Annotated in this window: 22 protein-coding genes and 1 pseudogene; 12 read left to right on the forward strand and 11 right to left on the reverse strand. The window is 67.4% G+C overall.

Annotated features, from left to right (window positions below; all coding sequences use genetic code 11):
* Positions 1-622 precede the first annotated feature (622 nt).
* The 4 genes from AAGI91_11835 (at position 623) to AAGI91_11850 (ending at position 2,910) form a co-directional block, all read left to right on the forward strand.
* Positions 623-1,459 (forward strand): glycosyl hydrolase family 17 protein, encoded by an 837-nt coding sequence (locus tag AAGI91_11835; protein ID MEM1043306.1) that lies wholly within the window; start codon positions 623-625, stop codon positions 1,457-1,459.
* A 43-nt stretch (positions 1,460-1,502) separates the two neighbouring features.
* Positions 1,503-2,414, forward strand: coding sequence for a glycosyl hydrolase family 17 protein (locus AAGI91_11840; GenBank protein ID MEM1043307.1), 912 nt, complete (start codon positions 1,503-1,505; stop codon positions 2,412-2,414).
* Positions 2,415-2,497: 83 nt separating this feature from the next.
* Complete coding sequence (locus AAGI91_11845; GenBank protein MEM1043308.1) at positions 2,498-2,698, forward strand: type II toxin-antitoxin system HicB family antitoxin; 201 nt, start codon at positions 2,498-2,500, stop codon at positions 2,696-2,698.
* The gene (locus tag AAGI91_11850) at positions 2,695-2,910 is read left to right on the forward strand and encodes a type II toxin-antitoxin system HicA family toxin (GenBank protein MEM1043309.1); all 216 of its coding nucleotides are present in this window, start codon (positions 2,695-2,697) and stop codon (positions 2,908-2,910) included. The genes AAGI91_11845 and AAGI91_11850 overlap by 4 nt, the downstream gene beginning before the upstream one ends.
* Before the next feature lie 167 nt (positions 2,911-3,077).
* On the opposite strand, the pseudogene AAGI91_11855 reads toward AAGI91_11850, so the two are convergent.
* The 10 genes and pseudogenes from AAGI91_11855 to AAGI91_11900 all read right to left on the reverse strand — a co-directional run bounded on the left by AAGI91_11855 (position 3,078) and on the right by AAGI91_11900 (position 13,576).
* Positions 3,078-3,451, reverse strand: a pseudogene (locus tag AAGI91_11855) (PH domain-containing protein).
* A gap of 135 nt (positions 3,452-3,586) precedes the next feature.
* Entirely contained in the window at positions 3,587-3,829 is a 243-nt protein-coding gene (locus tag AAGI91_11860) for a hypothetical protein (protein ID MEM1043310.1), read from the reverse strand.
* Positions 3,830-3,917: 88 nt separating this feature from the next.
* Positions 3,918-4,730, reverse strand: coding sequence for a hypothetical protein (locus AAGI91_11865; GenBank protein ID MEM1043311.1), 813 nt, complete (start codon positions 4,728-4,730; stop codon positions 3,918-3,920).
* A gap of 81 nt (positions 4,731-4,811) precedes the next feature.
* Positions 4,812-5,936 carry a serine hydrolase domain-containing protein gene (locus AAGI91_11870; GenBank protein ID MEM1043312.1) on the reverse strand — a complete coding sequence of 375 codons (1,125 nt, stop codon included), beginning with the start codon at positions 5,934-5,936 and terminating at the stop codon, positions 4,812-4,814.
* A gap of 50 nt (positions 5,937-5,986) precedes the next feature.
* Entirely contained in the window at positions 5,987-6,343 is a 357-nt protein-coding gene (locus tag AAGI91_11875; GenBank protein ID MEM1043313.1) for a hypothetical protein, read from the reverse strand.
* 549 nt (positions 6,344-6,892) lie between these two features.
* Complete coding sequence (locus AAGI91_11880; protein ID MEM1043314.1) at positions 6,893-7,507, reverse strand: hypothetical protein; 615 nt, start codon at positions 7,505-7,507, stop codon at positions 6,893-6,895.
* Complete coding sequence (locus AAGI91_11885) at positions 7,504-8,355, reverse strand: hypothetical protein (GenBank protein ID MEM1043315.1); 852 nt, start codon at positions 8,353-8,355, stop codon at positions 7,504-7,506. The genes AAGI91_11880 and AAGI91_11885 overlap by 4 nt, the downstream gene beginning before the upstream one ends.
* A 210-nt stretch (positions 8,356-8,565) precedes the next feature.
* Positions 8,566-9,465, reverse strand: coding sequence for a BadF/BadG/BcrA/BcrD ATPase family protein (locus tag AAGI91_11890; GenBank protein ID MEM1043316.1), 900 nt, complete (start codon positions 9,463-9,465; stop codon positions 8,566-8,568).
* Between the two features lie 188 nt (positions 9,466-9,653).
* Positions 9,654-11,723 (reverse strand): penicillin acylase family protein, encoded by a 2,070-nt coding sequence (locus AAGI91_11895; protein MEM1043317.1) that lies wholly within the window; start codon positions 11,721-11,723, stop codon positions 9,654-9,656.
* A 182-nt stretch (positions 11,724-11,905) separates the two neighbouring features.
* Complete coding sequence (locus AAGI91_11900; GenBank protein ID MEM1043318.1) at positions 11,906-13,576, reverse strand: PHP domain-containing protein; 1,671 nt, start codon at positions 13,574-13,576, stop codon at positions 11,906-11,908.
* Positions 13,577-13,637: 61 nt separating this feature from the next.
* Here AAGI91_11900 and AAGI91_11905 point away from each other — a divergent pair, with 61 nt between their 5' ends.
* Positions 13,638-14,438 carry a glycosyltransferase gene (locus AAGI91_11905; protein MEM1043319.1) on the forward strand — a complete coding sequence of 267 codons (801 nt, stop codon included), beginning with the start codon at positions 13,638-13,640 and terminating at the stop codon, positions 14,436-14,438.
* A 15-nt stretch (positions 14,439-14,453) separates the two neighbouring features.
* Here AAGI91_11905 and AAGI91_11910 read toward each other — a convergent pair whose 3' ends face one another.
* Positions 14,454-14,906 (reverse strand): hypothetical protein, encoded by a 453-nt coding sequence (locus AAGI91_11910; GenBank protein ID MEM1043320.1) that lies wholly within the window; start codon positions 14,904-14,906, stop codon positions 14,454-14,456.
* Positions 14,907-15,322: 416 nt separating this feature from the next.
* Between AAGI91_11910 and AAGI91_11915 the strand changes: the two genes are divergently transcribed.
* From AAGI91_11915 to AAGI91_11945, 7 genes are all read left to right on the forward strand, one after another.
* Complete coding sequence (locus tag AAGI91_11915; GenBank protein ID MEM1043321.1) at positions 15,323-17,020, forward strand: S41 family peptidase; 1,698 nt, start codon at positions 15,323-15,325, stop codon at positions 17,018-17,020.
* 315 nt (positions 17,021-17,335) lie between these two features.
* Positions 17,336-18,097, forward strand: a complete 762-nt coding sequence (locus tag AAGI91_11920; GenBank protein ID MEM1043322.1) for a MotA/TolQ/ExbB proton channel family protein — start codon at positions 17,336-17,338, stop codon at positions 18,095-18,097.
* A gap of 70 nt (positions 18,098-18,167) precedes the next feature.
* Positions 18,168-18,452 (forward strand): hypothetical protein, encoded by a 285-nt coding sequence (locus tag AAGI91_11925; GenBank protein MEM1043323.1) that lies wholly within the window; start codon positions 18,168-18,170, stop codon positions 18,450-18,452.
* Positions 18,453-18,489: 37 nt separating this feature from the next.
* Positions 18,490-19,071, forward strand: a complete 582-nt coding sequence (locus AAGI91_11930) for a biopolymer transporter ExbD (protein ID MEM1043324.1) — start codon at positions 18,490-18,492, stop codon at positions 19,069-19,071.
* Between the two features lie 34 nt (positions 19,072-19,105).
* On the forward strand, positions 19,106-19,561 hold the full coding sequence (locus tag AAGI91_11935; GenBank protein ID MEM1043325.1) for a biopolymer transporter ExbD: 456 nt from the start codon (positions 19,106-19,108) through the stop codon (positions 19,559-19,561).
* A gap of 118 nt (positions 19,562-19,679) precedes the next feature.
* Positions 19,680-20,702, forward strand: coding sequence for an isocitrate/isopropylmalate dehydrogenase family protein (locus AAGI91_11940; protein MEM1043326.1), 1,023 nt, complete (start codon positions 19,680-19,682; stop codon positions 20,700-20,702).
* A gap of 73 nt (positions 20,703-20,775) precedes the next feature.
* Positions 20,776-21,198, forward strand: coding sequence for a DUF4293 family protein (locus AAGI91_11945; GenBank protein ID MEM1043327.1), 423 nt, complete (start codon positions 20,776-20,778; stop codon positions 21,196-21,198).
* Positions 21,199-21,292: the final 94 nt, after the last annotated feature.

Here is a 21,292-nt window from a genome sequence, read left to right on the forward strand (position 1 = left end):
CACTAACTGTGCCAACGCGCAGGCCGTCAGAGAGTACGGTGCCTGTTTTGTCCCCTTGCCTCGCAGGTCCTCCAAATATAAATACGAGCAGACCGTGGAGATGCCTCCAGATGCCAGGCATGCTGACGCGTCATGTATTGGACTGCTGAACGTCGCCCCACCACGTTTCGGGGGGCATAGTCGGAAGAGGGCTGCCCGGCGCGATTAGGTCCACGGATTCACGTCGCGGGAGGTAGAGCACGGCACGACTCGCTCGCAGACGGGGGGCTGCCCACGTCTAACACTGGCGACGGTCTGTCGTCTAGGGTCAACAAGCACGACTCGTAGACAGGGCACGGTGTAGACCGAGCACCGGAAGCGCTTTTCTCTTCCTTCGGGCTTCCAGGCCATCGCACATTTCGCGGAGCCTGCGTGGAAAAATCGACTTACCTGGGGTAGCTTGCGCGCCGTTCGCATCCATGCCTGCCCAGCAGGCCCCACCCTCAGCAGGAAGTTCGCTGTGGAACCCCACGATCATCCATCGCTACCCACCGTGCCCAGTTCCAGTGCGCTCGTCGCGGGGCGCACGAGCGAGTACCGGACCCCGCCCTGGGTCGAGCTTCGCGGCAAGGACTTCTCGGGCATGTCCCGTGCCGACAAGCTCAAACTCTTCCGGGATATGCTGGACCGCAAGATTCACGGCATCGCGTTCAGCCCCTACCTCGACGGGCAGCGGCCGGGCGTCGAGATCGGCGAGGCGCAGATCCTCGACCGCCTCGCCATCATCGAGCCGTACGTCCGCTGGGTCCGCACCTTCTCGTGCATCGAGGGCAACCAGGCCGTGCCGCGCATCGCGCACGAGCGGGGCCTCAAGGCGATGGTCGGGATCGACGTGGGGCCGGACCTGGACGACAACGAGGAGCAGGTCGAGAACGGCATCGCCATCGCGCAGGCCGGGCACGCCGACATCCTGGTGGTCGGCAACGAGAACATGCTGCGCCGCGACCTGAGCGAGCAGCAGCTCCTCGACTACATCGGGCGCGTCAAGGCTGCCGTCCCGGACGAGGTACCCGTCAGCTTCGTCGATGCCTACTTTCTCTTCGAGCAGCACCCGGCGATTGCCGAGGCGGTGGACGTGCTCCTCGTCAACTGCTACCCGTTCTGGGAGAGCTGCCCGGCGGAGTACGCGCTCCTCTACATGAAAGAGATGTACCGCCGCGCCGTCAAGGTCGCAAGCGGCAAACGCGTCATCATCAGTGAAACCGGCTGGCCTAGCTCCGGTACGGCGTTTGGAGCGTCGGTCCCGTCCTACGACAACGCGCTGGAGTACGTCATCAACACCTACCGCTGGGCCGAGGAAGACGGCATCGAGATTTTCTACTTCGCCGCCTTCGACGAGGCCTGGAAGGTCAGGGCCGAGGGCGACGTCGGGGCCTACTGGGGCCTGTGGGACAGCAGCGGCAACCTGAAATACGACTGAGACCACGGTGACGAACGACGACGCGCTGAAGCACGTCCTGGGAATCGAGTTCGGTAGCGCGATCTGCTACTCGGGCTACCGCGAGAACCAATCGCCGGTGACCCAGGCCTACCCGTCCTACGACGAGGTCTGCGAGGACCTGCGCCTGCTCGACCCCAACTGGCAGTACCTCCGCCTCTACGACTGCAGCCGCCACGCCGAACTCGTCCTCGACGCCGTCCGCGCCGAGGGGTTCGACTTCAAGGTGATGCTCGGGGCCGACATGCGCGCCGAGGTCAGCAACCCGAAGTGCCCGTGGGGCGCGACCTACCCCGAGGCCCAACTCGCCGCCAACCGGCAGGCCAACAGCGAGGAGATCGACCGGCTGATCGCGCTCGCCAACCGCTACCCCGAGATTGTCTTCTCGGTGTCGATCGGCAACGAGGCATCGGTCGAGTGGACGGACCACCTCGTGCCGGTCGATCGGCTCGTCGCGTACGCGCGCCGGGTCAAGGCCGGGGCCGCGCAGCCGGTGACGTTTTGCGAGAACTACGTCCCGTGGACCGGCACGCTCGAACCGCTCGCCGCCGAGCTCGACTTCCTCTCGCTCCACACCTACCCGGTCTGGGAGTACCAGACGATTGAGCGGGCGCTCGACTACACGAAGCAGAACTACCGCAGCGTCGCCGACCACTACCCGGACACACCCGTCATTATCACCGAAGCGGGCTGGACGACCGGCTCCAACGGGCGCGGCATCGACCCGTGGAATGCCTCGCAGGAGCTCCAGGCGACCTACTGCCGCCAACTCACCGACTGGAGCCGCGAGCACCGGATTCTGACCTTCGTCTTCGAAGCCTTCGACGAGCCCTGGAAAGGCTCCCCCGACCCGATGGAGCCCGAGAAGCACTGGGGCCTCTTCACCGTTGACCGCCGGCCGAAGCGGGCGATGCAGGGGCTTTACGCACGTCAATAATCAGGGCGCGGTGTCCAACAGCGGAACGTGCGGAATGCCCAGACGTGATAGCGCAAACGCGACGAACTAAGCCGGTGCTTGAGATGACGATGGAGATAGAACGAGAGGACGATGGACGGTGGCTTGCCGAGGTGATGGAGTTGCCCGGTGTCATGGCCTACGGCTCGTCCCGCGAGGAGGCGGTCGCTCACGCACAGGCTCTCGCGCTTCGGGTCATTGCCGACCGCCTCGATCACGGCGAGGACGTTCCTGACATTACGCCGCTGTTCGCGGAAGCGGCATGAGCCGCTTTGGCTCTGTCAAAGCTCGAAAGCTCTTGCGTGCCCTCCTCAAGATCGGCTGGCGTATCAAGCGCGAAGGCCGAGGGTCGCATAGGATTCTGGAGCGCGAAGGGTGGCCCGACATCGTCTTCGCGTTCCACGATGGAGACGAGGTCGGGCCGAAGATGCTCTCCCGTGTGGCGAAGCGAACGGGTTTGAAGCCGTCAGATCTCTGAGCAACTTGCCCTAGCGTCACCGTCGACCGCTGGCCCAAGCGGGCGATGCAGAGTCTCTACGCGCAGCGTTAGGGAGGAACAAAGCGAAGGGTACGCCGACGGCCGTAAGAGCCAAGAAAGCCGACGCTTGGGGTCGGCCTACAGCGGCGGATTCTACAGCCCGAGCACTACGTGAGAGTGTAGTAACTCAGGAGCTTGTAGATGTCGTGGACGCTCCGGCACGGAACGTTTTAACGATTGGCTCGGCTCGGCTGCTGACCCAAATCTTCAGTTCGGCGTCGAGGTCGAAGTGCCCCTGGCTCTCCTTCGAGAACCGAACAATGCTCTTGTAGGGCACCGACTGATACTCCGCCTTCTTTCCGGTCATCCCCTGCTTGTCTACGAAGATTAGCCGTTTGCCGGTGAACACGATGAGGTCGCGGATGAGTTTGTATGCCCGCTTGACCTCCTCGCCTTCGATCAGGATTGGGTCGAACTCCTCCGACAGCTCGGTTGAGTCGATTTCGGTAGCGTTGCCGAGGAGGCCGTCAAGGAATCCCATAGGTCAGGAGAGGTGTGGAGAGTGGAGGCCGTAGAACCCGTGATTGAGCGGACTTTCTACCCTACCCCTCTGTGATGCAGAGGGTGACACAGAGCATCGAGTTTACGACACGAGCGCCTGGGCGCGCACGGTCGCTCAGGCGGAACGCTGTGCCAGCGCCAGGGCGCCTTCTACGGGGCGGCGCTCGGGGCGGACGATGCGCCAGCGGGGGAGGTGGCGCAGGAACGCCTCGGCGAGGCATTCGCGGTAGTAGGCCTCCTGCGTCATCCCGCCGGTGAGGACGAGGCGCGGGGTAAGTGCATCGTTGGCCTGGGCTACGAGCCACGCGGCGCGCTGGGCGAGCGCGTTGGCCTGCGTCTTGATGATCCGGGTCCCCACCCAGTCGTGGTTCTCCCCGGCGTCGGCCTCGAAGCGCGGGCTGTACCGCCGTCTTGCAAGGGCTCGCCTTGTCGGGCCGCTCAGCCGACTACCACCCTGGGGGCTCCGTCCACACCGATACGTCGTCGAGGAAGACCTCGTTTGAGGCCTCATTATTTCCGTTGGCCGTGATCCCGACCTGCATCCGGGTGTACACCGCGTCGGCCCTGGGTAGCGTGACGCCTGTGCCGTCCAAGACGAGGTCGTCGTCCTGGTACACCCTCAACCGTCCGCCTGGACCGCTGTCGAGCGTCAGGTCGATCCGGACCCGGAGCCACCGCTCGGTTTCGAGCGTCGCCGCTGGCGCGCGGAAGGTCGCATCGCGGCACCACTTCCCCAGGTCCGACGCGAACGACCTCCCCAGCGGTCCGCTGAGGTACAGCCGACGCCCGGGGGCGGGGCAGACCGCCGCTGTCCCCTCGGCGGGGCACGACGACTCGTCCGTGCACGTCTCCGGTGCCTCGAGGTCCCACAGGAAGACGTCCCGCGTGGCCCCGCTCTCGGCCATCCACACCCAGAACTCGACCCACACCCGGTCGCCGTCTCGGAGGCGCAGGCGCTCGAGAACGAGGTCCGCCTTCGACGCTGTCTCCCCGTCGTACGGTTCGGCCACTAGGCGCACCGACTGACGTCCCGAGCGGCTGCGCGCCGCCGTGAGTTCCACGCGGTTCGAGCCGGAGGTGCGCTGAAGGTTCGTCCACCGGGAGCCGTCGGAGGCAAAAAGGTCTTCGATCCGCTCGGCCGACTCGAAGTCCTCCGTAAACACCCCGTCGATCACGGGGAAGGGCTCCGGCGGGGGCACGGTCGGGTCGCAGCCGAGTGTACCTAGAGCGAGCAGGAGTACGGGGAGGCTGCGGCCCATGGGGAGGCGGGGTCGAGAAGTGTAAAGGATGTCGCCGGTCAGAACTGCAAAGAAACTACCCGGCTCCTACAGGCAAGGTAACTACTGCTCGTGGCCGAACACGAAGTGGTCGAGGAACGCCCGGGCGTACGGGGACCGCTCGGCAGCCGCCCCGTCGAGCGGGTTGTCCCAGTGGACCCCCTCCCCGTTCGCGAGCACGACGAGGGCGAGCCCGCGCGACGGCACACGCAGCAGCAGCGACGACGCGCCGGCCTCGTCGTCCCACCCGGCGTGCCACACGAGCCGCTCGCCCCGGTAGTCCTGAACGTACCAGCCGTACGCGTACGGGAGCGGCCGTCCCTCCCGGTCGAGCGGCGGCGTGGTCAGCTTCTCCATCACGGCGGGCGACGCGAGCGACCCGGCGTCGAGTGCCTCGGCATACCTCGCGAGGTCGAGCGCGGTCGAGACGACGCCCGCGCCGCCCGCCAGCGCCCGCCCCGGTTGGCGGCGCTGGACGTACTCGCCGTCCACGATCCCGTACCCCCGCGCCATGTCGTACACCACGTCCATCTTCGAGCGGTCCCACTGGCTCGCCACCGTCCGCGTCATGCCCGCCGGGCCGAGCACGCGCGCTTGGACTTGGCGCGCGAGTTCGTTCATGCCGCCCTCGATCTCCGTCGAGTCGTTCACGGTCCATTCGAGGTACCGCGAGAGACGAGAGAACATGAGGGGGTTGTAGAAGAAGGCGTGGCCGAGGTCCCCGTTCGACGTGTGGGTGAGGACAGTCCCGACGGTGATCGGGGCGGCGCAGTCAAGGCCGCGCTTGAACACGAGCGGGGACCGCGAGAGCCACTCGCAGAACCCGTCGAAACCGGGCACCTCCGCCATCCGGGCGTCGAGGTCCACGACGCCGTCGGCTTCGAGGCCGAGGAACGTGAGGCCGATGAACGTTTTCGTCACCGACGCGACCCAGAACGGGGTGTCGGGCGTGACGGGGACCTCTTCGTCCGTGTCGGCGACGCCGAACCCGTCGGCCCAGACGGGCTCGCCCCTGCGGACGACGGCCACGGCAAGCCCCGGCGTCGGATGGGCGCGCCAGACCGAGTCGAGGGTTGGTCGGAAGGAGTCGAGCGACGGCGGGCGTTCGAGGCCCTGCGCCTGTGCGACGCGGAGGGCGAGGAGCGACAGCGCGACCAAGCCGAGGCGCCGCACCAGAGGGTTTTGCATGAGCGAGGAGAGAGTGCGGGCTAACGGAGTGGCGCTTCAGCCGCGCGGTGCTAGTGGTGCATTTCTAGTACGACAAGCGAGGCCGCGCCGGACCACCGCCAGCGCGTTGGGTAGTAGAAGTAGCTGTCCGGGAAGTCACCGAGGTGGTGGCCGTCCTCCGAGGGGTCGGCGAGGTGCGGGCGGACCTCCGACTTCCAGAACTCGAATGTCTCCGATCCCGGAACCCACCGGAGCGGAGCGCCCACGTTGGCGACGACAAACTGAACGGAGCCGAGGCGGAGCAACTCGCGCAACGTCGCTTCGCTCAGATCTGCCTCTCGCTCCGTCGCTACGACCTCACCCGCCTCGGTCCACACCTCTGGTAGCGGAGTGCGAGTGACCTGCCGGACGAAGCCAGTCTCAGGCATGGCGAGAGCGCGGTAGAACAGAAGGCCGCTCAACCGCGAAGGGCTGAGGGCACAATGACAGAACGAAGCGAAAGTAGCGCCGACGCTCGGACGAGCCAAGAACGCTGGCGCCCTTCGTCGGCTTGCAGCGGCGGGACGCTTCCAAGAAGGTACGTGCTGCCCTATATTGCTGCTACCCCTGCGTGGCCCGCCGCCGCAAGCCCCACGCATAACTGACGCCACAGCTCACGCTTGGCGTCGCCCATCTCGGGAATGGGAAGCGGCGGTGTGCATCGACGAAACGCGTCTGGGATGCGGGCTACGGCCTCCAGCTGCAGCCCGCCTCACTCGTTGGAGTGAGCGAGCCCGTTGAGGGGTTTGGTCGCCCGTAGGCACCGGGAAGGTGGCCTGCCGGGTACCCTGCATCGACGCAGAGTGAGCGGCCACGAGAGCGGGGGCGGAGTTGAAGGCGTGCGCGAAGTCTATTGACTGGGGCCAGGCCGTATGCCTGCAGCCCCTTCTCCTACTTGTGTCAGCCCTACATCAACTTCTTTGAGGGGTTGTGCCGCGCTAGTGGAAGCGTGAGGATTGATTAGATAATACCTCAATCATGGACTCAAAATCGGCAAGTCTAAGCGCCAGTTCAATTCGGGTAGATTCTTTTATGTCAGAATGCTCAATGCTCTGAGAAACCGATCTTGCTAAATTTATCAGGGGGCCTCTCAGGTTCCTGAATCTGGTTGCTACTGCTTCGGCTGAGGAGTCGGACAGGGCAGGCCGTCTCGGGTCTCCATCTAGGAATCTTGAGAGACGATCTATTCCAGAGGCCATCCACTGAGTGTACTCCTTTAAGAGAGGAATAGCTTGGACTGGGCTGAACACCGATGACTTTCGCTCAATGCGATTCAGAAGGCCCCTAAGTTCAATGAGACGCACGCGAGCTTCTAGCCAAGCAGAACTAGAAGGGCCAACCTCATACCTGTCGAGCACATCAGATGCATAGCGCTGTAGCATATCGTACAGCTCATACATGCTCCTGAATTCCATTCCGTTCTGGAGCAAGTCGGCAGAATCAGAAGCAGCAGACTCGTCTAGGCTAGACCTTAGCTTGTCGTTATACTCCTTCAGTAGAGATGACAAACGGTCAAGCTCTTTTCTGGCAAATACGTTTTCCGGCTCGTTCATGCTTCCCAGTCTTTAAGTGCAATTAGCGTCTCCCAAAAGCGCTGCAGCGAGTGCGCTTGGGCGGCCTGATCGTATCCAGCCACTGTCGGGGCGAGCACTTCACCCTTTCCGGTCGTAAAATTATAGATTACCAGTGACACTGGAGTCATTTCGTGTCTAAACATTTTGCCACCAAGCGCGCTCGATATGTCGACCACTATTTCTCCAATCGGACCTTCCTCGTAGAAATGAACGACCTCCCTCGACCTGTCCGACCAAAGATCTTGCTTGGTGACCAAGCTCAGCAGCCAGATTTTCTTGTCACATGACTTGATGAAAGGAGCCAGTCGCTTATAAACGCTGACCTCGTCGGCCCTACTGCTTTCTAGATACTGGGACATGAATTCAGATTCGTCTCCTGTGTAGAGTCTGTTTTCTTTGTAGCTGTTTCCTAGGCTATGGTAGCCATAAGCAGTCAGCACAACGATACCCCTATACTCGCCACCTGCGATTCCGGCTTCGAGGTCCGACCAAGTGGAGTCACGCCTGTGTCGCTGGCCTGGAGGGATGACAAGCTCTACGTTCTCATCGTCGGCAAGAGGCACTCTTTCAACCCCGAGACTTTCCAGGTACTCAGTTTGAGTATCGAGAAGGGTGTCATGGTCGCCGCTTAGCAGCCTAGCAGTAGTGGATTTTCCGACGCCACCAGGGCCAATAATTAGCACGCCTCGCTCAACTCCTTCTGCATCCTTCTGAGGGCGAGACAACCACTCTCTGATCTTGCCGACCTGCCCAACCAGCCAATCCCTGTTCTTCCAAAGGAAGCTACCAAGCTCAGTCCACACGTTTTTGGCAGGTTCGTCAGTCATGAGGCGCTGCCCCGATCAGTTTGGGAGGTAAATCTACCACCGCTGCTTGACCCAGACCCACACGAACCCGAGGGCGCGGCATAACTACTACTTCACGAGCGCGGGCGGCTCGGTAAGGGTCGGAATCGGCCCATTATACGGCGCGCTCGCTTGCGAAACGTGCCGCTCAGGCGCTTAGCGAGCGCGGAGCTGCATAAGAACCGGTTCGAGCTACTTCGCACGCTGCGCCAGCGCCAGGGCACCCTCGACGGGGCGGCGCTCGGGGCGGACGATGCGCCAGCGGGGGAGGTGGCGCAGGAACGCCTCGGCGAGGCACTCGCGGTAGTACGCCTCCTGCGTCATCCCGCCGGTGAGGACGAGGCGCGGCGCAAGCTCGCCCTCGGCCTGGGTCACGAGCCACGCGGCGCGCTGCGCGAGCGCGTTGGCCTGCGTCTTGATGATCCGGGTCCCCACCCAGTCGTGGTTCTCCCCGGCCGCGACCGCGAGCGGGGCGAGCGTCTGGACCGCGAGGTCGCCGCCGTAGACGAACCGGATGAGGTCCTCCGCCGAGGCGAGGCCGTGCTCGTCGGCGAGGAGGTGGCGGAGCGCGGTCGGCTCGCCCCCGTCGAAGTCGGCGGCGACGGCGGCGAGCACGGCGGTGCCGAGGGCGGTGCCGCTGCCCTCGTCGCCGATGCGCGCGCCCCAGCCCCCGGCCCGGAGCAGCGCTCCGTCTTCGGTGCGCCCCAGCACGAGCGACCCGGTCCCGACGAGCGCCACGAGGCCACTCTCCCCCCCGAACGCGGCTTCGAGCGCGATCACCCCGTCGTGCTCAACCACGAGCGGCACGTCCGCGATCTCGGGAAGCCGAGCGCGAAGCCGAGCGGCGAGGTCGGCCTGCTCGTGCGCGCGCCCGGCTCCGGCCACGCCGAGGCAGACCCCGCCGACGGCCTCGTGGTCGAGCGCGGCGAGGGCCGTGCGGAGCAGACCGGCCAGCGCGTCGCTGCTCTGCGCGGCTCCGTCGCGCTGAAGGTTCACCCCGGCCCCACGCCCCCCGGCCTCGGCCCGACCTGCGCGGGCCAGCCACTCGGTCTTCGTCCCGCCCGCGTCGATGCCGATGTAGAGAGGAGACACGGGTTGCTATCCTCGAGGTGTGACGTTGATGTAACTGCCGCGCTGCGTCTCTGCCATGGCGTTCTTGCACGGACGACCACAGACGGCAGACCGCGGACGACAGGCAGAGACAACGCCCGGCGGTCTACCGTCCGCCGTCCGTCGTCGAGAGGCTGACGCGCGCGGTGAGCTGAGCAGAAATATCATCCCTATTCCTCCGCGGGTAGCAGTCGCAGCGTATGCACCGTCTCGGGGGCTTGCCCGACGGGGCGCGGCTGGAGCGGACGCGCCGACGCGAGCGAGCGGGTGCGGGCGTCGTCGGCGTTCGGGTTGCGGTGGCGGATGCGGAGGTCCGCCGCGCCCGGCACGGTCGCCTGCGCCGACCAGACGGCGCTCGGCTCGGTGCCGGCGAGGGCCGGCGAGGGCCCCCATGCGAGGGCCGGCGAGGGCCCCCATGCGAGGGCCGTCGGGTGGCCGCCGTCGGGAAGGAGGATCGGCGCGAAGCGGCGGCGGCCTGCGTCCGTCGTGTCGGTCGTAAAGAGCGGGTAGAGGCGGACGGCCTGCTGCACGTTCTGCCAGCGCCAGCGCGCCCCGTCCGAGCCGTAGGCCGAGTCTATCGCCGCCACCGCCTGCCGGAGCGACTGCGTGAGCGCCACGGCCGCCGGGTTTGGCATCACCCTGCCCGTCGAGTCGGGCGGCGGCGGGGGTGCCGACACTGCGGCCGGATCGGGGAGGGTACCGGTGCGCGCGCGGTGCGTCGCCATCCAGGTCTCGAACACCGAGGCTCCGATCGAGGCAGGATCGTAGCGGAAGTCCCAGCCCCGGAGGTAGGCCGCCGCGTCGCGGAGATCGGCGTCGATCTCGCCCGGCCCGTCGAGGGCTGCGATGAGCGGCGGGGCGAGAGCCGCCGCCCACGCACTGTAGGCGTCGGCGAGAAGACCGTCCGGCCCGGTGTCGGTGCTGCCGGCGGCGAGGAGCGCGAGGCGGTCGGCGACGTAGCGGGCCTCGTCGCTCGACCCGGCGACCACGCCTCCCGGCAGCGACCGGGCGACGGCCGGGCTGCCCAGCACCCGCGCCTGCCCGTCCTCGGCGATCAGGCCCGTTCCGGGGAAGAGGGCGAACGTCGCGGCCTCGCCTCGCAGCAGCGCGCGCCACGCGCCGAGGTCCGTCGCCGTCCCGAAGCCGCGCCACCGGAGCTGCCACGTCGAAAGCACGGGCGGCGCGGAGGCGGAGTCCTGCACGACGGGGGCCGGCGCAGTCTCGTTCGGGGCGAAGAGGTGGAGCGCGTCCGGCGAGCGGTAGACCGTCACGAGCGTTTCGTCGCCGCTACGGGCCGTGATCCGGTCGTAGCTCGGGACGAGCGCGGCCGAGTCGGTGGGGGCCGAGACGAGGTCGGTGGTTCCGTTCAGGAAGAGGCTCCACGCCGTGCGGTCGCCGTAGCCCGCCGGGAAGACGAGCGTGCCGGGAACCGAGGCCACCACAGTCTGCCGCCCGCCTTGCCGCAGCGCGACCTCCTGGAGCAGGGGCAGCGCCGAGCGGCCGTAGACGTGCCGCTGCACGAACTGCGTCCCGGCCGAGTTCTGGACGGCGAAGGCGAGGCTGTGCTCCAGCCCGCCGACCCGGAGCGTAGCCCGAAACGCCGAGTCCGCCGCGACGAACCGCCCCAGCGATGGGCTCGCCCGGTACGCGTCCTGCGCGAGCGAGTCGGCGAGGGTCGAGGCGGACGCGGCGAGGTAGGCGACGAGGCGCTCGACCGCGAGCGCGTCCCACGGCTCCCACCGGCGGGCGTCGACGTCGAGGAGCACGAACTCGTCGCCTTCGCTGAGGCGGTCCCGCTCGAAGGCCCGGTTGACGCCGCGTGCGTAGGCGCCGAGCACGGTCCGGTCGGCCTCGGGAAGCGCGTCGTAGAGCGTCCGGGCAAGCGCGCCAAACCCGAGCTGCAGCGCGTGTCGGTCGAAGGCGAGCGTCGCCTCGTCGTCGAACCACTGGCTGAGCGAGCCCGTCGCAGCCTGGCGCCGGAGCGCCATCGGCCATGCGTTGTGGAGCGCGTGCGCGTACCCCAGCCCCGCCATCAGGTCCGCCTCGCTCTGCGCCTCGACGGTGGCGAGCCCGTCAGCGTCGTGGGTGACCGTGACGGATGCACCGAGGCCGGGCACGCGCACCTCGCCGTCCAGGCTTGGGCCGGTCTCGTAGGCGAGGTACCACGCCGTCAGCGCCAGCCCGGTCACCGCCAGCAGGACGACGAGGAGGGTGGTGAGAAGGCGACCGAGCAGGGGCATGGAGGGTGGGGAGGGTCAAGAAAAGACGGCCAAGTTACGAAGGCCCTCGCGCTCCGGGCCGACCTGTAGGGGCGAGGCGCGCCTCGCCCGAGGACTGATGCTTCCCCCTCGTGCCCGGCGCCAACGGTTCTTCCCTCCAGGCCCTCCGCGCCGGACCGACTCTCCGCGCCGTAGAGAGCGCCTCACCCCCTCGCCGCGAGCCAGGCCGCGAAGTCGTCCGCCGACTTCGCGTTGAGGCACTGGTCGGCGGTCAGCCAGCCCTTGCGCGCCGCGGCGACCCCCCACCGCACGTCGTCGAGCCCGTCGATGGCGTGGGCGTCGGGGTTGATCGAGATCAGGACGCCCTGCGAGGTGGCGGTGCGGACCCAGCGCCAGTCGAGGTCGAGGCGGTAGGGGTTGGCGTTGAGTTCGATGGCGACGCCGTGCGCGGCGCAGGCCTCGATCACGCGGGCGTGGTCGAGGGGGTAGCCTTCGCGGGCGAGCAGGAGCCGCCCGGTCGGGTGGCCGAGGACGTCGACGTGCGGGTTCGAGACAGCACGGATGATGCGCTCGGTCGCCTCGGCCTCGGTCATGTTGAAGTGAATGTGGACGCTCGCCACGACGAAGTCGAGGTCGGCCAGCACGTCGTCGGGGTAGTCGAGGGTGCCGTCGCGGAGGACGTCGCACTCGGAGCCGTGGAAGAGGCGGAAGGCCGAGCCGCTGTCGCCCGCAAACTCGGCGTTGAGTGCGCGGACCTCGGCGCCCTGCTCGCGCAGCCGCTCGACCGAGAGCCCGCTGGCGATTTGCAGCGAGCGGCTGTGGTCGCAGATGCCGAAGTACTCCAGGCCCATCGCTCGCGCGGCCTCGGCCATCTGCCGGAGCGTGTGCGCGCCGTCGCTGTAGGTCGAGTGGTTGTGAAGCGAGCCGCGGAGGTCGGCGACGGTGACGAGGTCCGGGAGGCTGCCTTCGGCGGCGGCCTCGAGTCCGCCTTCGCCTTCGCGGAGCTCGGGTGTGATGAAAGCGAGGCCGGCCGATGCGTAGATCGCCTCTTCGGTCTCCTCTGCAGGCTCGCCGTGTGCCTCAGTGAAGGCAGCGACGTGCGCCGCCGACCCCGTCTCGCGCCACCAGATCGCCGCGAACGTCTCGGCGTCGGCGAGGACGACGCGGAGCCGCAGCCCATCGCCTACCGTGCCGGCGAAGAACGGCCCCGACGCATCGCCTGGCACCGCGTGCTCGGCGAGGACAGCGCGGATGGCCTCGTCGTCGCCGGAGACCACGAGCGCGGCTTCGCCGACGGTGTCCATCTTCCGGCGAACCTCGCCCGCGACCTCGGCCCGCTCGACCCCCCCCGCGCTGCGGAGCGCGTCGAGGAGCGGGGCGACGGTGCCGACAGCGTCGCGGTAGCGGCGGCGGGCGCGGTACTGCTTCAGCCGCTCGATGCTGCCCAGGATCGAGGTTTGCGTCTTGGTCCCGAAGCCGCTGAGGCTAGCGATCTGCCCCGAGGCCGCCGCGGCCTCGAGGGCGTCGAGCGAGGTCACGCCGAGGTCGGTCCAGAGCGTCCGCACCTTCTTCGGGCCGAGACCCTTGACCCGGAGCACGTCGAGCAGCCCCGGCGGCAGGCTCTCCACGATCCGGTCGAGCGACGGGAGCGACCCCGTCTCGACGAGCACGTCGATCTCCGCCGCGATGCCTTTCCCGATGCCCTGTACGCCGTTCAGGTCGCCCTGCTCGACAAGTTGGAGCACGGCTTCGTCCATCCGGTCCACGGCCCGGGCGGCCCCGGCGTAGGCCCGCGCCCGGAATGCGTTGCCGCCGGTCAGTTCGATCAAGTCGGCGGTCTGCTTGAGGCGGCGGGCGATGTGCTTGTTGGTCATCGGGGGAGGAGCGGAAGAAAGGAAGAGCGGAAGCGGGGATGTGAGGTGTAGCTTTGCACCTATGCACGAAGCTCCCGCCTCCGCCGAAGTTCCAGCCGCCGCCACCCGGACGGCCGTCGCCGCGCCGAGGGTCAGCGTCGTCATCCCGACCCTCAACGAGGTGGCCCGGCTCGGCCCACTTCTGGAGACGTTCACGCCTGCCCGCCGCCGCCGGTTCGGGCTGGAGGTCGTCGTCACCGACGGCGGGTCGACCGACGGTACGGTCGAGGTGGCCGAGCGCCTGGCAGACCGCGTCGCCGTCCACACCGGAACCGAGCGCCAAACCATCGCTGCCGGCCGCAACGCTGGGGCCGCTGCCGCCGAAGGCCAGACGCTCCTCTTCTTCAACGCTGACGTCCAGTTTCCCGAGGACACCGACGCCTTCTTCGCTGACCTCATCGCGGCGGCCCAAGACGGAGCCGCGACCTGCCGCGTCGCCGTCCACCCGTCCGAGGCGACGTGGCCCGACCGGCTCGTGCTCGGGACGTGCAACGTGCTCTTCTACGGGCTCAACCTCCTCGGTGGCGGGATGGGACGCGGCGAGTGCCACGCGGTCCGCCGCGACGTGTTCGAGGCGCACGAGGGCTACAACGAGGCCTACGTAGCGGGCGAGGACTTCGACCTCTTCCGCCGCATCGCCCGGGCGCGGCGGCGCGGGGCGGCACCGCACATCACGTTCCTGTGGCGGTGGACGCTCTACGAGGACCCGCGCCGCTACCGGCAGACGGGCTACCTCCGTACGATGTGGCAGTGGTTCTGCAACTCGGCGTCGGTCACGTTCCTGGGACGCTCACACTCGGAGACCTGGGAGCCCGTGCGCTAGCGCGCGGCTGGTACCTCATGCGCCATCGGCGGGGCTCGGCTCCGGCGAGGCGAGCGACCTGCACGGGGAGGCCACCCGCTCCGCAGCGGCTTCGGCCTCGCGCTTGACTGCGGCAGCCTCCCGACCCGCGCCGAGGCCAGCGCGCACGCTGCGCTCGATAAACATGTCGACACCCATCGCTGCGAGTTCGTACGACTCTTTCGCCACGGTGTACATGCGGGCCTTCTCCTCGACCTGGCCCGAGAGCAGCCACAGACGGCTCTGCTCCAGCCCTAAGTCCCAGCCTCGTTCCTGGTTCTTCCTAATCCTCTCGCGCAGCCACTGGTGCATCTGGTCGAGGTCGTCGTCCCAGATGGTGTGGGCTTCCCCGAAGCCTCCACGGGGTTCGGGCGCGGCGGCGCTGCGCGCGCGGATCGCCTCGGCGATCTGCTCCAGCGTGCGCCGCTCGGACGGTTGGTGCGTAGTCATCGGGTAGCCTGAAGAGTAGGGGATGCTCGGCCTAATTTTGGTCTGCGTGTGCAATCGGCGCTCCTCTCGTGCTGGCACATGCAGGGCACACTAACAGTTGGTTAAGGTGGCTTGACAACGAGGTGCCGAGAAGCCCAGGCCGGCCGGGCTTGGCAGGGTGTTCGGGCCGCCGGGGGTTTCGGAACGATACCCCGCGATGGCGTCCGAGCGCGTGCCGGATATCGGCTTGGGTGCAGCCGGTTCACACAATTCACCTTCGCTTCGCTCGTTCTAGGTCAGCGCGGCCTGGCCGGCCCCCTGCTCGCGCCTCGCCGCGTGCCGGACGAGGCCGGGCAGAACCCCTGCGCGCGCGGCGGCTTAAAGCCTCTGCTCCGGGCGATGCCGCCTCCTCTTTCTCCACGCTACCTCCAGCCTCGATGAAGCTCAGCAAATCTCTCCTCGTCCTCCTCGCCGTCGTGCTCGGCGTCGCTATCGGCATGCAGGCCCGCGACGTGGCCTCCAGCAACGCCGAGGCCGACAACCTCCGCAAGATCGAGGAGGCGTTCAACTTCATCGGCCGCAACTACGTCGAGCGCGTCGACTCGGCCAGCCTCTCCGAGGACGCCATCGAGGGCATGCTCAAGGGGCTCGACCCGCACTCGATCTACATCGACGTCTCCGACATGCGCCGCGTGCGCGAGAACTTCGAGGCCTCGTTCGAGGGCATCGGCATCTACTACGAGTTCCTCGACGGCCCCGACGACCGCGACACGCTCGCCGTCCTGATGCCGATCGCCGGGGGGCCGAGCGAGGAGGCCGGGCTGCTCGCCGGCGACCGCATCCTCACCGTCGGCGACACGACGGCCGTCGGGTGGGAGACGCCCGAGGTGGAGAAGTACCTCAAGGGCCCGAAGGGGACCGAGGTCGAGGTGACCGTGCGCCGCCAGGGCTTCGAGCGGCCCATCGCCTTCACCATCACGCGCGACAAGATCCCGCTCCACACCGTCATCGCGAGCCACATGATCGACGAGACGACGGGCTACATCAAGCTCCAGCGCTTCGCCCGGACGACCTACGACGAGTTCATGACCGCGCTGCGCGGCCTCGAAGCGCAGGGCATGGAGCGCCTCGTCTTCGACCTCCGCGGCAACGCCGGTGGCCTGATGGAGATGGCCATCCGCATCTCGGACGAGTTCCTCCCGGCCGGCGACCTGGTGGTCTACACCCAGAGCCGCCGCGCCGACTTCAACCGCGAGTACCGCGCCCGCGCCGGCGGGGCCTTCGAGGACCGCCCGGTGATCGTCCTGGTCGACGAGAACTCGGCGAGCGCCTCCGAGATCGTCGCCGGGGCCCTCCAGGACCACGACCGCGGGCTCGTCGTCGGGCGGCGGACCTTCGGCAAGGGCCTCGTGCAGCAGCAGTTCCAGCTCACCGACGGCAGCGTGCTCCAGATGACGATCTCGCGGTACTACACGCCGGCCGGCCGCCTCATCCAGACCCCCTACGAGCAGGGCGAGACCGACGAGGACTACTACGCCTCGAAGGTGGACCTCGTCGAGGCCGACCGCAAGCTGCTGAGCGGCGAAGACGGGGCCGTGCTCGCGTCGGCGCTCGTCGGCGAGGTGGCTGACTCGCTGCGCTTCACCACCGACGGGGGCCGCACGGTCTACGGCGGCGGCGGGATCCTGCCGGACTACCTCGTCCCGCTCGACACCGTTTCGGCCGCGCTCCGCACGGTCATCGCCCGCAGCCTCGACAGCGAGTTTGCCCGGGCCTACATCGACGAGAACGCCTCCCTCCGCGACGCGTGGGAGGACCGCGAGACCGAGTTCGTCCGCACCTACGAGGTCAGCGACGAGACCTTCCGCGCCTTCGAGGACTACGTCCGCGACCGCGACGTCGAGATCGCCAGCCGCCCGCCCGAAGACGACGCCGACCGGGACAACGTGCTCGTCCGCTCCGAACTCGACGCCGCCCGGCCCGACATCGAGGTGCGCGTCAAGGCCTACCTCGCCCGCCGTCTCTTCGGCATCGCCGCCTTCCACCCGGTCGTGCATGACATCGACCCGACGTTCCTGGAAGCGATGGAGCTGTGGTCGCAGGCCTCGGACCTGGCGGTCATGACCGAGAGGTAGTGGGGCAACAAGGGCCTGACGAGTGAAACGTGATGCGTGGGATCGGGGGCCGACTGGCGGCGTCCGGTCTCACGCATCACACGTTAACGCTTCGCGCGCGGGCAACTTTGCCGCGCGCGTCGTGTCTCGGGGAAGGGCGCGCGTGCCCGGTAGGGTAAAAACGCAGGGCCGTTCACGGTGCGTTGACAATATCGTCGGGTTTCCTGATATTAGAGGCTGGCCCGCGCGCCTCCCCTCGGGGCGCGTCCGACGTCCGCGGCCCCCGTACCCCCACCCTTCTTCTCTCACCCGCATTCTCCTTCCGGAGGTGATTCTATGAAGCTCTACTCCCTCGTCCTCTTGCTCCAAGAAACGGCTGCGGAGACCTCGTTCACGAATGAGCTAGTCCAACGCTTTAACGAAGGCGGTGGCTTCATGTGGCCGGTCCTCATCTGCCTCGTCATCGGCCTCGCGATCGGCATCGAGCGCATCATCACGCTCAACCTGGCCGACACCAACACGCGCAAGTTCCTGGCCCGCGTCAAGGGCGCGCTCGACGAGGGCGGCGTCAGCCGCGCGCTCGAGGTGTGCGAGAACACGCGCGGCCCCGTGGCGAGCGTCTTCCACGCCGGCCTCCTGCGCGCCGACGAAGGGATCAACGCCGTCGAGAAGGCGGTCGTCTCCTACGGCTCGATCGAGATGAGCTTCCTGGAGCGCGGCCTGGTCTGGCTGAGCCTCTTCATCTCGATCGCCCCGATGCTCGGGTTCCTCGGGACGGTGTGGGGCATGGTCGAGGCCTTCGACGCCATCGAGCAGGCGGGCGACATCTCGCCGAGCCTCGTCGCCGGCGGCATCAAGGTGGCGCTGCTGACGACGGTCGGTGGCCTCGTCGTCGCCATCATCCTGCAGTTCTTCTACAACTACGCCGTCTCGAAGATCGACCGGATCGTGGTCGAGATGGAGGAGGCCTCGGTCGAGCTGATCGACTCGCTCGTGCTGATGCAGGGGAGCCGTCCGCTGGCCGAGCCGGTGGCCGCCAAGGCGATCCCGCGCCCGCCCGTCGACCCCGGGGCCAACCCCGCGCAGACCGACATCTAGCCGCCGCCGTTCTCACCCGTAGGGGCACACCCGCGGTGTGCCCCTACGCCACCCAACCTTCACTTCTGCCATGGAAGGACTCGTCCCCATCGCCATCTGGCTGTCGCTGGCCCTCGTCGCGCTCGGCTTCCTCGTCATCGCCGTCTTCGGCATCAAGAGCCTGATCGACGGCAAGCACCGCGTCTGGTCGATTGGCGCGATGGTGCTCCCGCTCGCCATCTTCGGCGTCTGCTACGCGCTCAGCCTGGGCACGGCTGAGCCGGCCACGACCGCGATGATCCTGACGGCGCTCGTGCTCCTCGCCGGCGGCATCGTCGCGATCGTCCTGACCGGCATCAAGGGCGTCTTCAACTGACCCCAGCCGCTCTTCCCGCTTCTAACCACTCCCTCCTATGGGTCTGCTCAAGCGCCGCGCCAGCCGCGAGGCCGAAATCCCGACCTCGTCGCTCGCCGACATCGCGTTCCTGCTCCTGATCTTCTTCCTCGTCACGACCACGATCGACGTGGATACGGGGATCTACATGGAGCTCCCGCCACCGCTCGACGAGGAGACCCCACCGCCGGAGATCCCGGACCGGAACATCCTCACGGTCCTCGTCAACGCCTCGGGCAACGTGCTCCTCGAAGGCGAGTTCACCGAGATCCCCCAGATCCGCCCGGCCGTCAAGCGCTTCATCAACAACCGGGGTGCCGACCCGACGCTCTCGGACAGCCCGGACAAGGGAATCGTCTCGTTCAAGACTGAGCGGCAGTCGAAGTACGAGCAGTACGTCAAGGTGCTCGACGAGATCAAGATGGGCTTCAACGAACTGCGCGCCGAAGAGGCCCGCCGCCTCGGCTTCCGCGACTACGAGGACTACCAGACGCGGCTTCCCCAGGGCGAGGAAGACGCCGTCGCCCAGACCTACCCCTTCCGCATCTCGATTGCCGAGCCGGACGCGACCAACCCGTCGGCCACTGGCTCTGGAAGCTAGAGGAACCAGCCGCTAACAGCTAAAAGCTAACCCCATGTCCGTCCGCTTTCAGAAGAAGTCCGCCCGCACCAAGCAAGACATCCCGACGGCGAGCCTGCCCGACATCGTCTTCATGCTGCTCATCTTCTTCATGGTCTCGACCGTGCTCCGCGAGGTCGACCTCCAGGTGCGCGTCATCCTGCCGGACGCCGAGGCGATCCAGAAGATCGAGCAGAAGCGGCTCGTCTCCTACGTCTACATCGGCCCCGAGAAGCTCGAGGGCACCAGCGTCGGCGACAACCGGGTGCAGATCGACGACGCGCTCGTGCCGGAGATCACCGAGATCCGCCAGCTCATGTTCCGCCGCCTCCAGGACGAGCCGCGCACGATCATCTCGCTCCGCGTGGACCAGGAGTCGGAGACGGGCATCCTCTACGACGTGCAGCAGGAGCTCCGCGAGGCGGGGACGCTGCGTATCAATTATTCGACAAAGCGGCTCACGCCGTCGTGAGCGCCGCCGCGGCGATTCTATCTTTGAAGCGAAGAAGCCCTGCCGAGTGCGGGGCTTTTTCGTTGGCCCCCGTCCCGCTTTGGCCCCCATTCCGTTTCCGAGAGCTCTCCACCCCGCCATGTCCTACACCATCACCCTCCTTCCCGGCGACGGCATCGGCCCCGAGGTCACCGACGCCACGCTCCAGGTACTCGGCGCCACCGGCATCGACTTCGACTGGGACGAGCAGACCGCCGGCATGGCCGCCTACGAGTCCGGCGGCGACCCGCTCCCCGAGACCGTCGTCGAGTCGGTCCGCCACAACAAGGTGGCGCTCAAAGGCCCCCTCACGACGCCCGTCGGGACCGGCTTCCGCAGCGCCAACGTCCAGCTCCGGCAGGCGCTCGACCTCTACGCCAACGTCCGCCCGTGCGTCTCGCTGCCCAACACGAAGGCGCGCTACGAGGGCGTGGACCTCATCATCTTCCGCGAGAACACCGAGGGCCTCTACGCCGGGATCGAGTACTTCGACACCCGCAACCAGATCGCCGACTCGATTGCCCGCGTGACGCGCCGGGGGTCCGAGAAGATCATCCGCTTCGCCTTCGAGCAGGCTCAGCGGCAGGACCGCGAGCGGCTCACGCTCGTCCACAAGGCCAATATCCTCAAGAAGACCGGCGGTATGTTCCTCGACATTGGCCGCGAGACCGCCCGCGACTTCCCCGGCCTCACCTTCGACGACCGGATTGTGGACAACATGGCGATGCAGCTCGTCGTCTACCCCGAGCGCTACGACTGCATCGTGACGACGAACCTGTTCGGGGACATCCTCTCGGACCTCGCCGCCGGCCTCGTCGGCGGCCTCGGCGTGACGGGCGGGGCCAACATCGGCGACGAGCACGCCGTCTTCGAGGCCGTCCACGGCTCGGCCCCGGACATCGCGGGCCAGGGCAAGGCCAACCCGACGGCCATGATCCGCTCGGCGGAGATGATGCTCCGCTACCTCGGCGAGAAGGACGCCGCCAACGCCGTCCGCTCGGCTATCTTCGAGGTCTACGCCGAGGGCACCCACCTCACGCCCGACCTCGGCGGCTCGGCCTCGACGTCTGAGTTCGCCGCGCGCCTCGCCGACGCCGTGCAGCAGGTGACGAGCGTCGGATGACGAGCACCGGGCGGGCACTGCGCTAGACGGAACGCCCCGCCCGGGACTCCTCGCTCGCAACTAAACATCCGACATGATTCAGCGCCTTCAGTCGCTCTACCTCCTGTTCGCGGCGCTCCTCGTGGCGCTGTTCTTCGTGCTCGGCGTGGACTGGCGAGCGTACGTCGGCACGGTCTACCCGTGGCTGACGCTGACGACACTCGTGCTCGGCGGGCTGGTGATGCTGCTCGCGCTCGTGAGCATCTTCTTCTACAAGAACCGGTCGAGCCAGGCGAAGGTCGTCCGGGTGGCGCAGGGGCTGGACCTCGCGCTCGTCGCCGTCCTCGTCGGCTGCCTGGTCGCGCTGAGCCTGAACGAAGAGGCGGCCGGGCTCGTCCCGACCTCGCTCTACCTGACGCTGATGTGCCCGGTGGCGGCCTACCTCTTCCTGCTGCTCGCCAAGCGAGGCATCGACAAGGACATCGCGCTCGTCCGCTCGGTGGACCGGCTGCGGTAAGCGCTGCGCGCGGGTTTCTGGTTTTTCGTTTCTAGTTTTTGGTTGATGAGAACGACCGAGCGCGCTCAACCAGAAACTAGGAACCAGAAACCCC

It is taken from the genome of Bacteroidota bacterium, assembly GCA_038746285.1.
Classification (GTDB): Bacteria; Bacteroidota; Rhodothermia; order Rhodothermales; family JANQRZ01; genus JANQRZ01.

Coding starts and splice junctions, on each gene's coding strand:
- AAGI91_11930 (MEM1043324.1), top strand. CDS start 18,490: ATGGGTCTGCTCAAGCGCCGCGCCAGCCGCGAGGCCGAAATCCCGACC.
- AAGI91_11885 (MEM1043315.1), bottom strand. CDS start 8,355: ATGACTGACGAACCTGCCAAAAACGTGTGGACTGAGCTTGGTAGCTTC.
- AAGI91_11835 (MEM1043306.1), top strand. CDS start 623: ATGTCCCGTGCCGACAAGCTCAAACTCTTCCGGGATATGCTGGACCGC.
- AAGI91_11915 (MEM1043321.1), top strand. CDS start 15,323: ATGAAGCTCAGCAAATCTCTCCTCGTCCTCCTCGCCGTCGTGCTCGGC.
- AAGI91_11940 (MEM1043326.1), top strand. CDS start 19,680: ATGTCCTACACCATCACCCTCCTTCCCGGCGACGGCATCGGCCCCGAG.
- AAGI91_11900 (MEM1043318.1), bottom strand. CDS start 13,576: ATGACCAACAAGCACATCGCCCGCCGCCTCAAGCAGACCGCCGACTTG.
- AAGI91_11865 (MEM1043311.1), bottom strand. CDS start 4,730: ATGGGCCGCAGCCTCCCCGTACTCCTGCTCGCTCTAGGTACACTCGGC.
- AAGI91_11875 (MEM1043313.1), bottom strand. CDS start 6,343: ATGCCTGAGACTGGCTTCGTCCGGCAGGTCACTCGCACTCCGCTACCA.
- AAGI91_11850 (MEM1043309.1), top strand. CDS start 2,695: ATGAGCCGCTTTGGCTCTGTCAAAGCTCGAAAGCTCTTGCGTGCCCTC.
- AAGI91_11925 (MEM1043323.1), top strand. CDS start 18,168: ATGGAAGGACTCGTCCCCATCGCCATCTGGCTGTCGCTGGCCCTCGTC.
- AAGI91_11895 (MEM1043317.1), bottom strand. CDS start 11,723: ATGCCCCTGCTCGGTCGCCTTCTCACCACCCTCCTCGTCGTCCTGCTG.
- AAGI91_11880 (MEM1043314.1), bottom strand. CDS start 7,507: ATGAACGAGCCGGAAAACGTATTTGCCAGAAAAGAGCTTGACCGTTTG.
- AAGI91_11920 (MEM1043322.1), top strand. CDS start 17,336: ATGAAGCTCTACTCCCTCGTCCTCTTGCTCCAAGAAACGGCTGCGGAG.
- AAGI91_11935 (MEM1043325.1), top strand. CDS start 19,106: ATGTCCGTCCGCTTTCAGAAGAAGTCCGCCCGCACCAAGCAAGACATC.
- AAGI91_11905 (MEM1043319.1), top strand. CDS start 13,638: ATGCACGAAGCTCCCGCCTCCGCCGAAGTTCCAGCCGCCGCCACCCGG.
- AAGI91_11945 (MEM1043327.1), top strand. CDS start 20,776: ATGATTCAGCGCCTTCAGTCGCTCTACCTCCTGTTCGCGGCGCTCCTC.
- AAGI91_11910 (MEM1043320.1), bottom strand. CDS start 14,906: ATGACTACGCACCAACCGTCCGAGCGGCGCACGCTGGAGCAGATCGCC.
- AAGI91_11870 (MEM1043312.1), bottom strand. CDS start 5,936: ATGCAAAACCCTCTGGTGCGGCGCCTCGGCTTGGTCGCGCTGTCGCTC.
- AAGI91_11845 (MEM1043308.1), top strand. CDS start 2,498: ATGACGATGGAGATAGAACGAGAGGACGATGGACGGTGGCTTGCCGAG.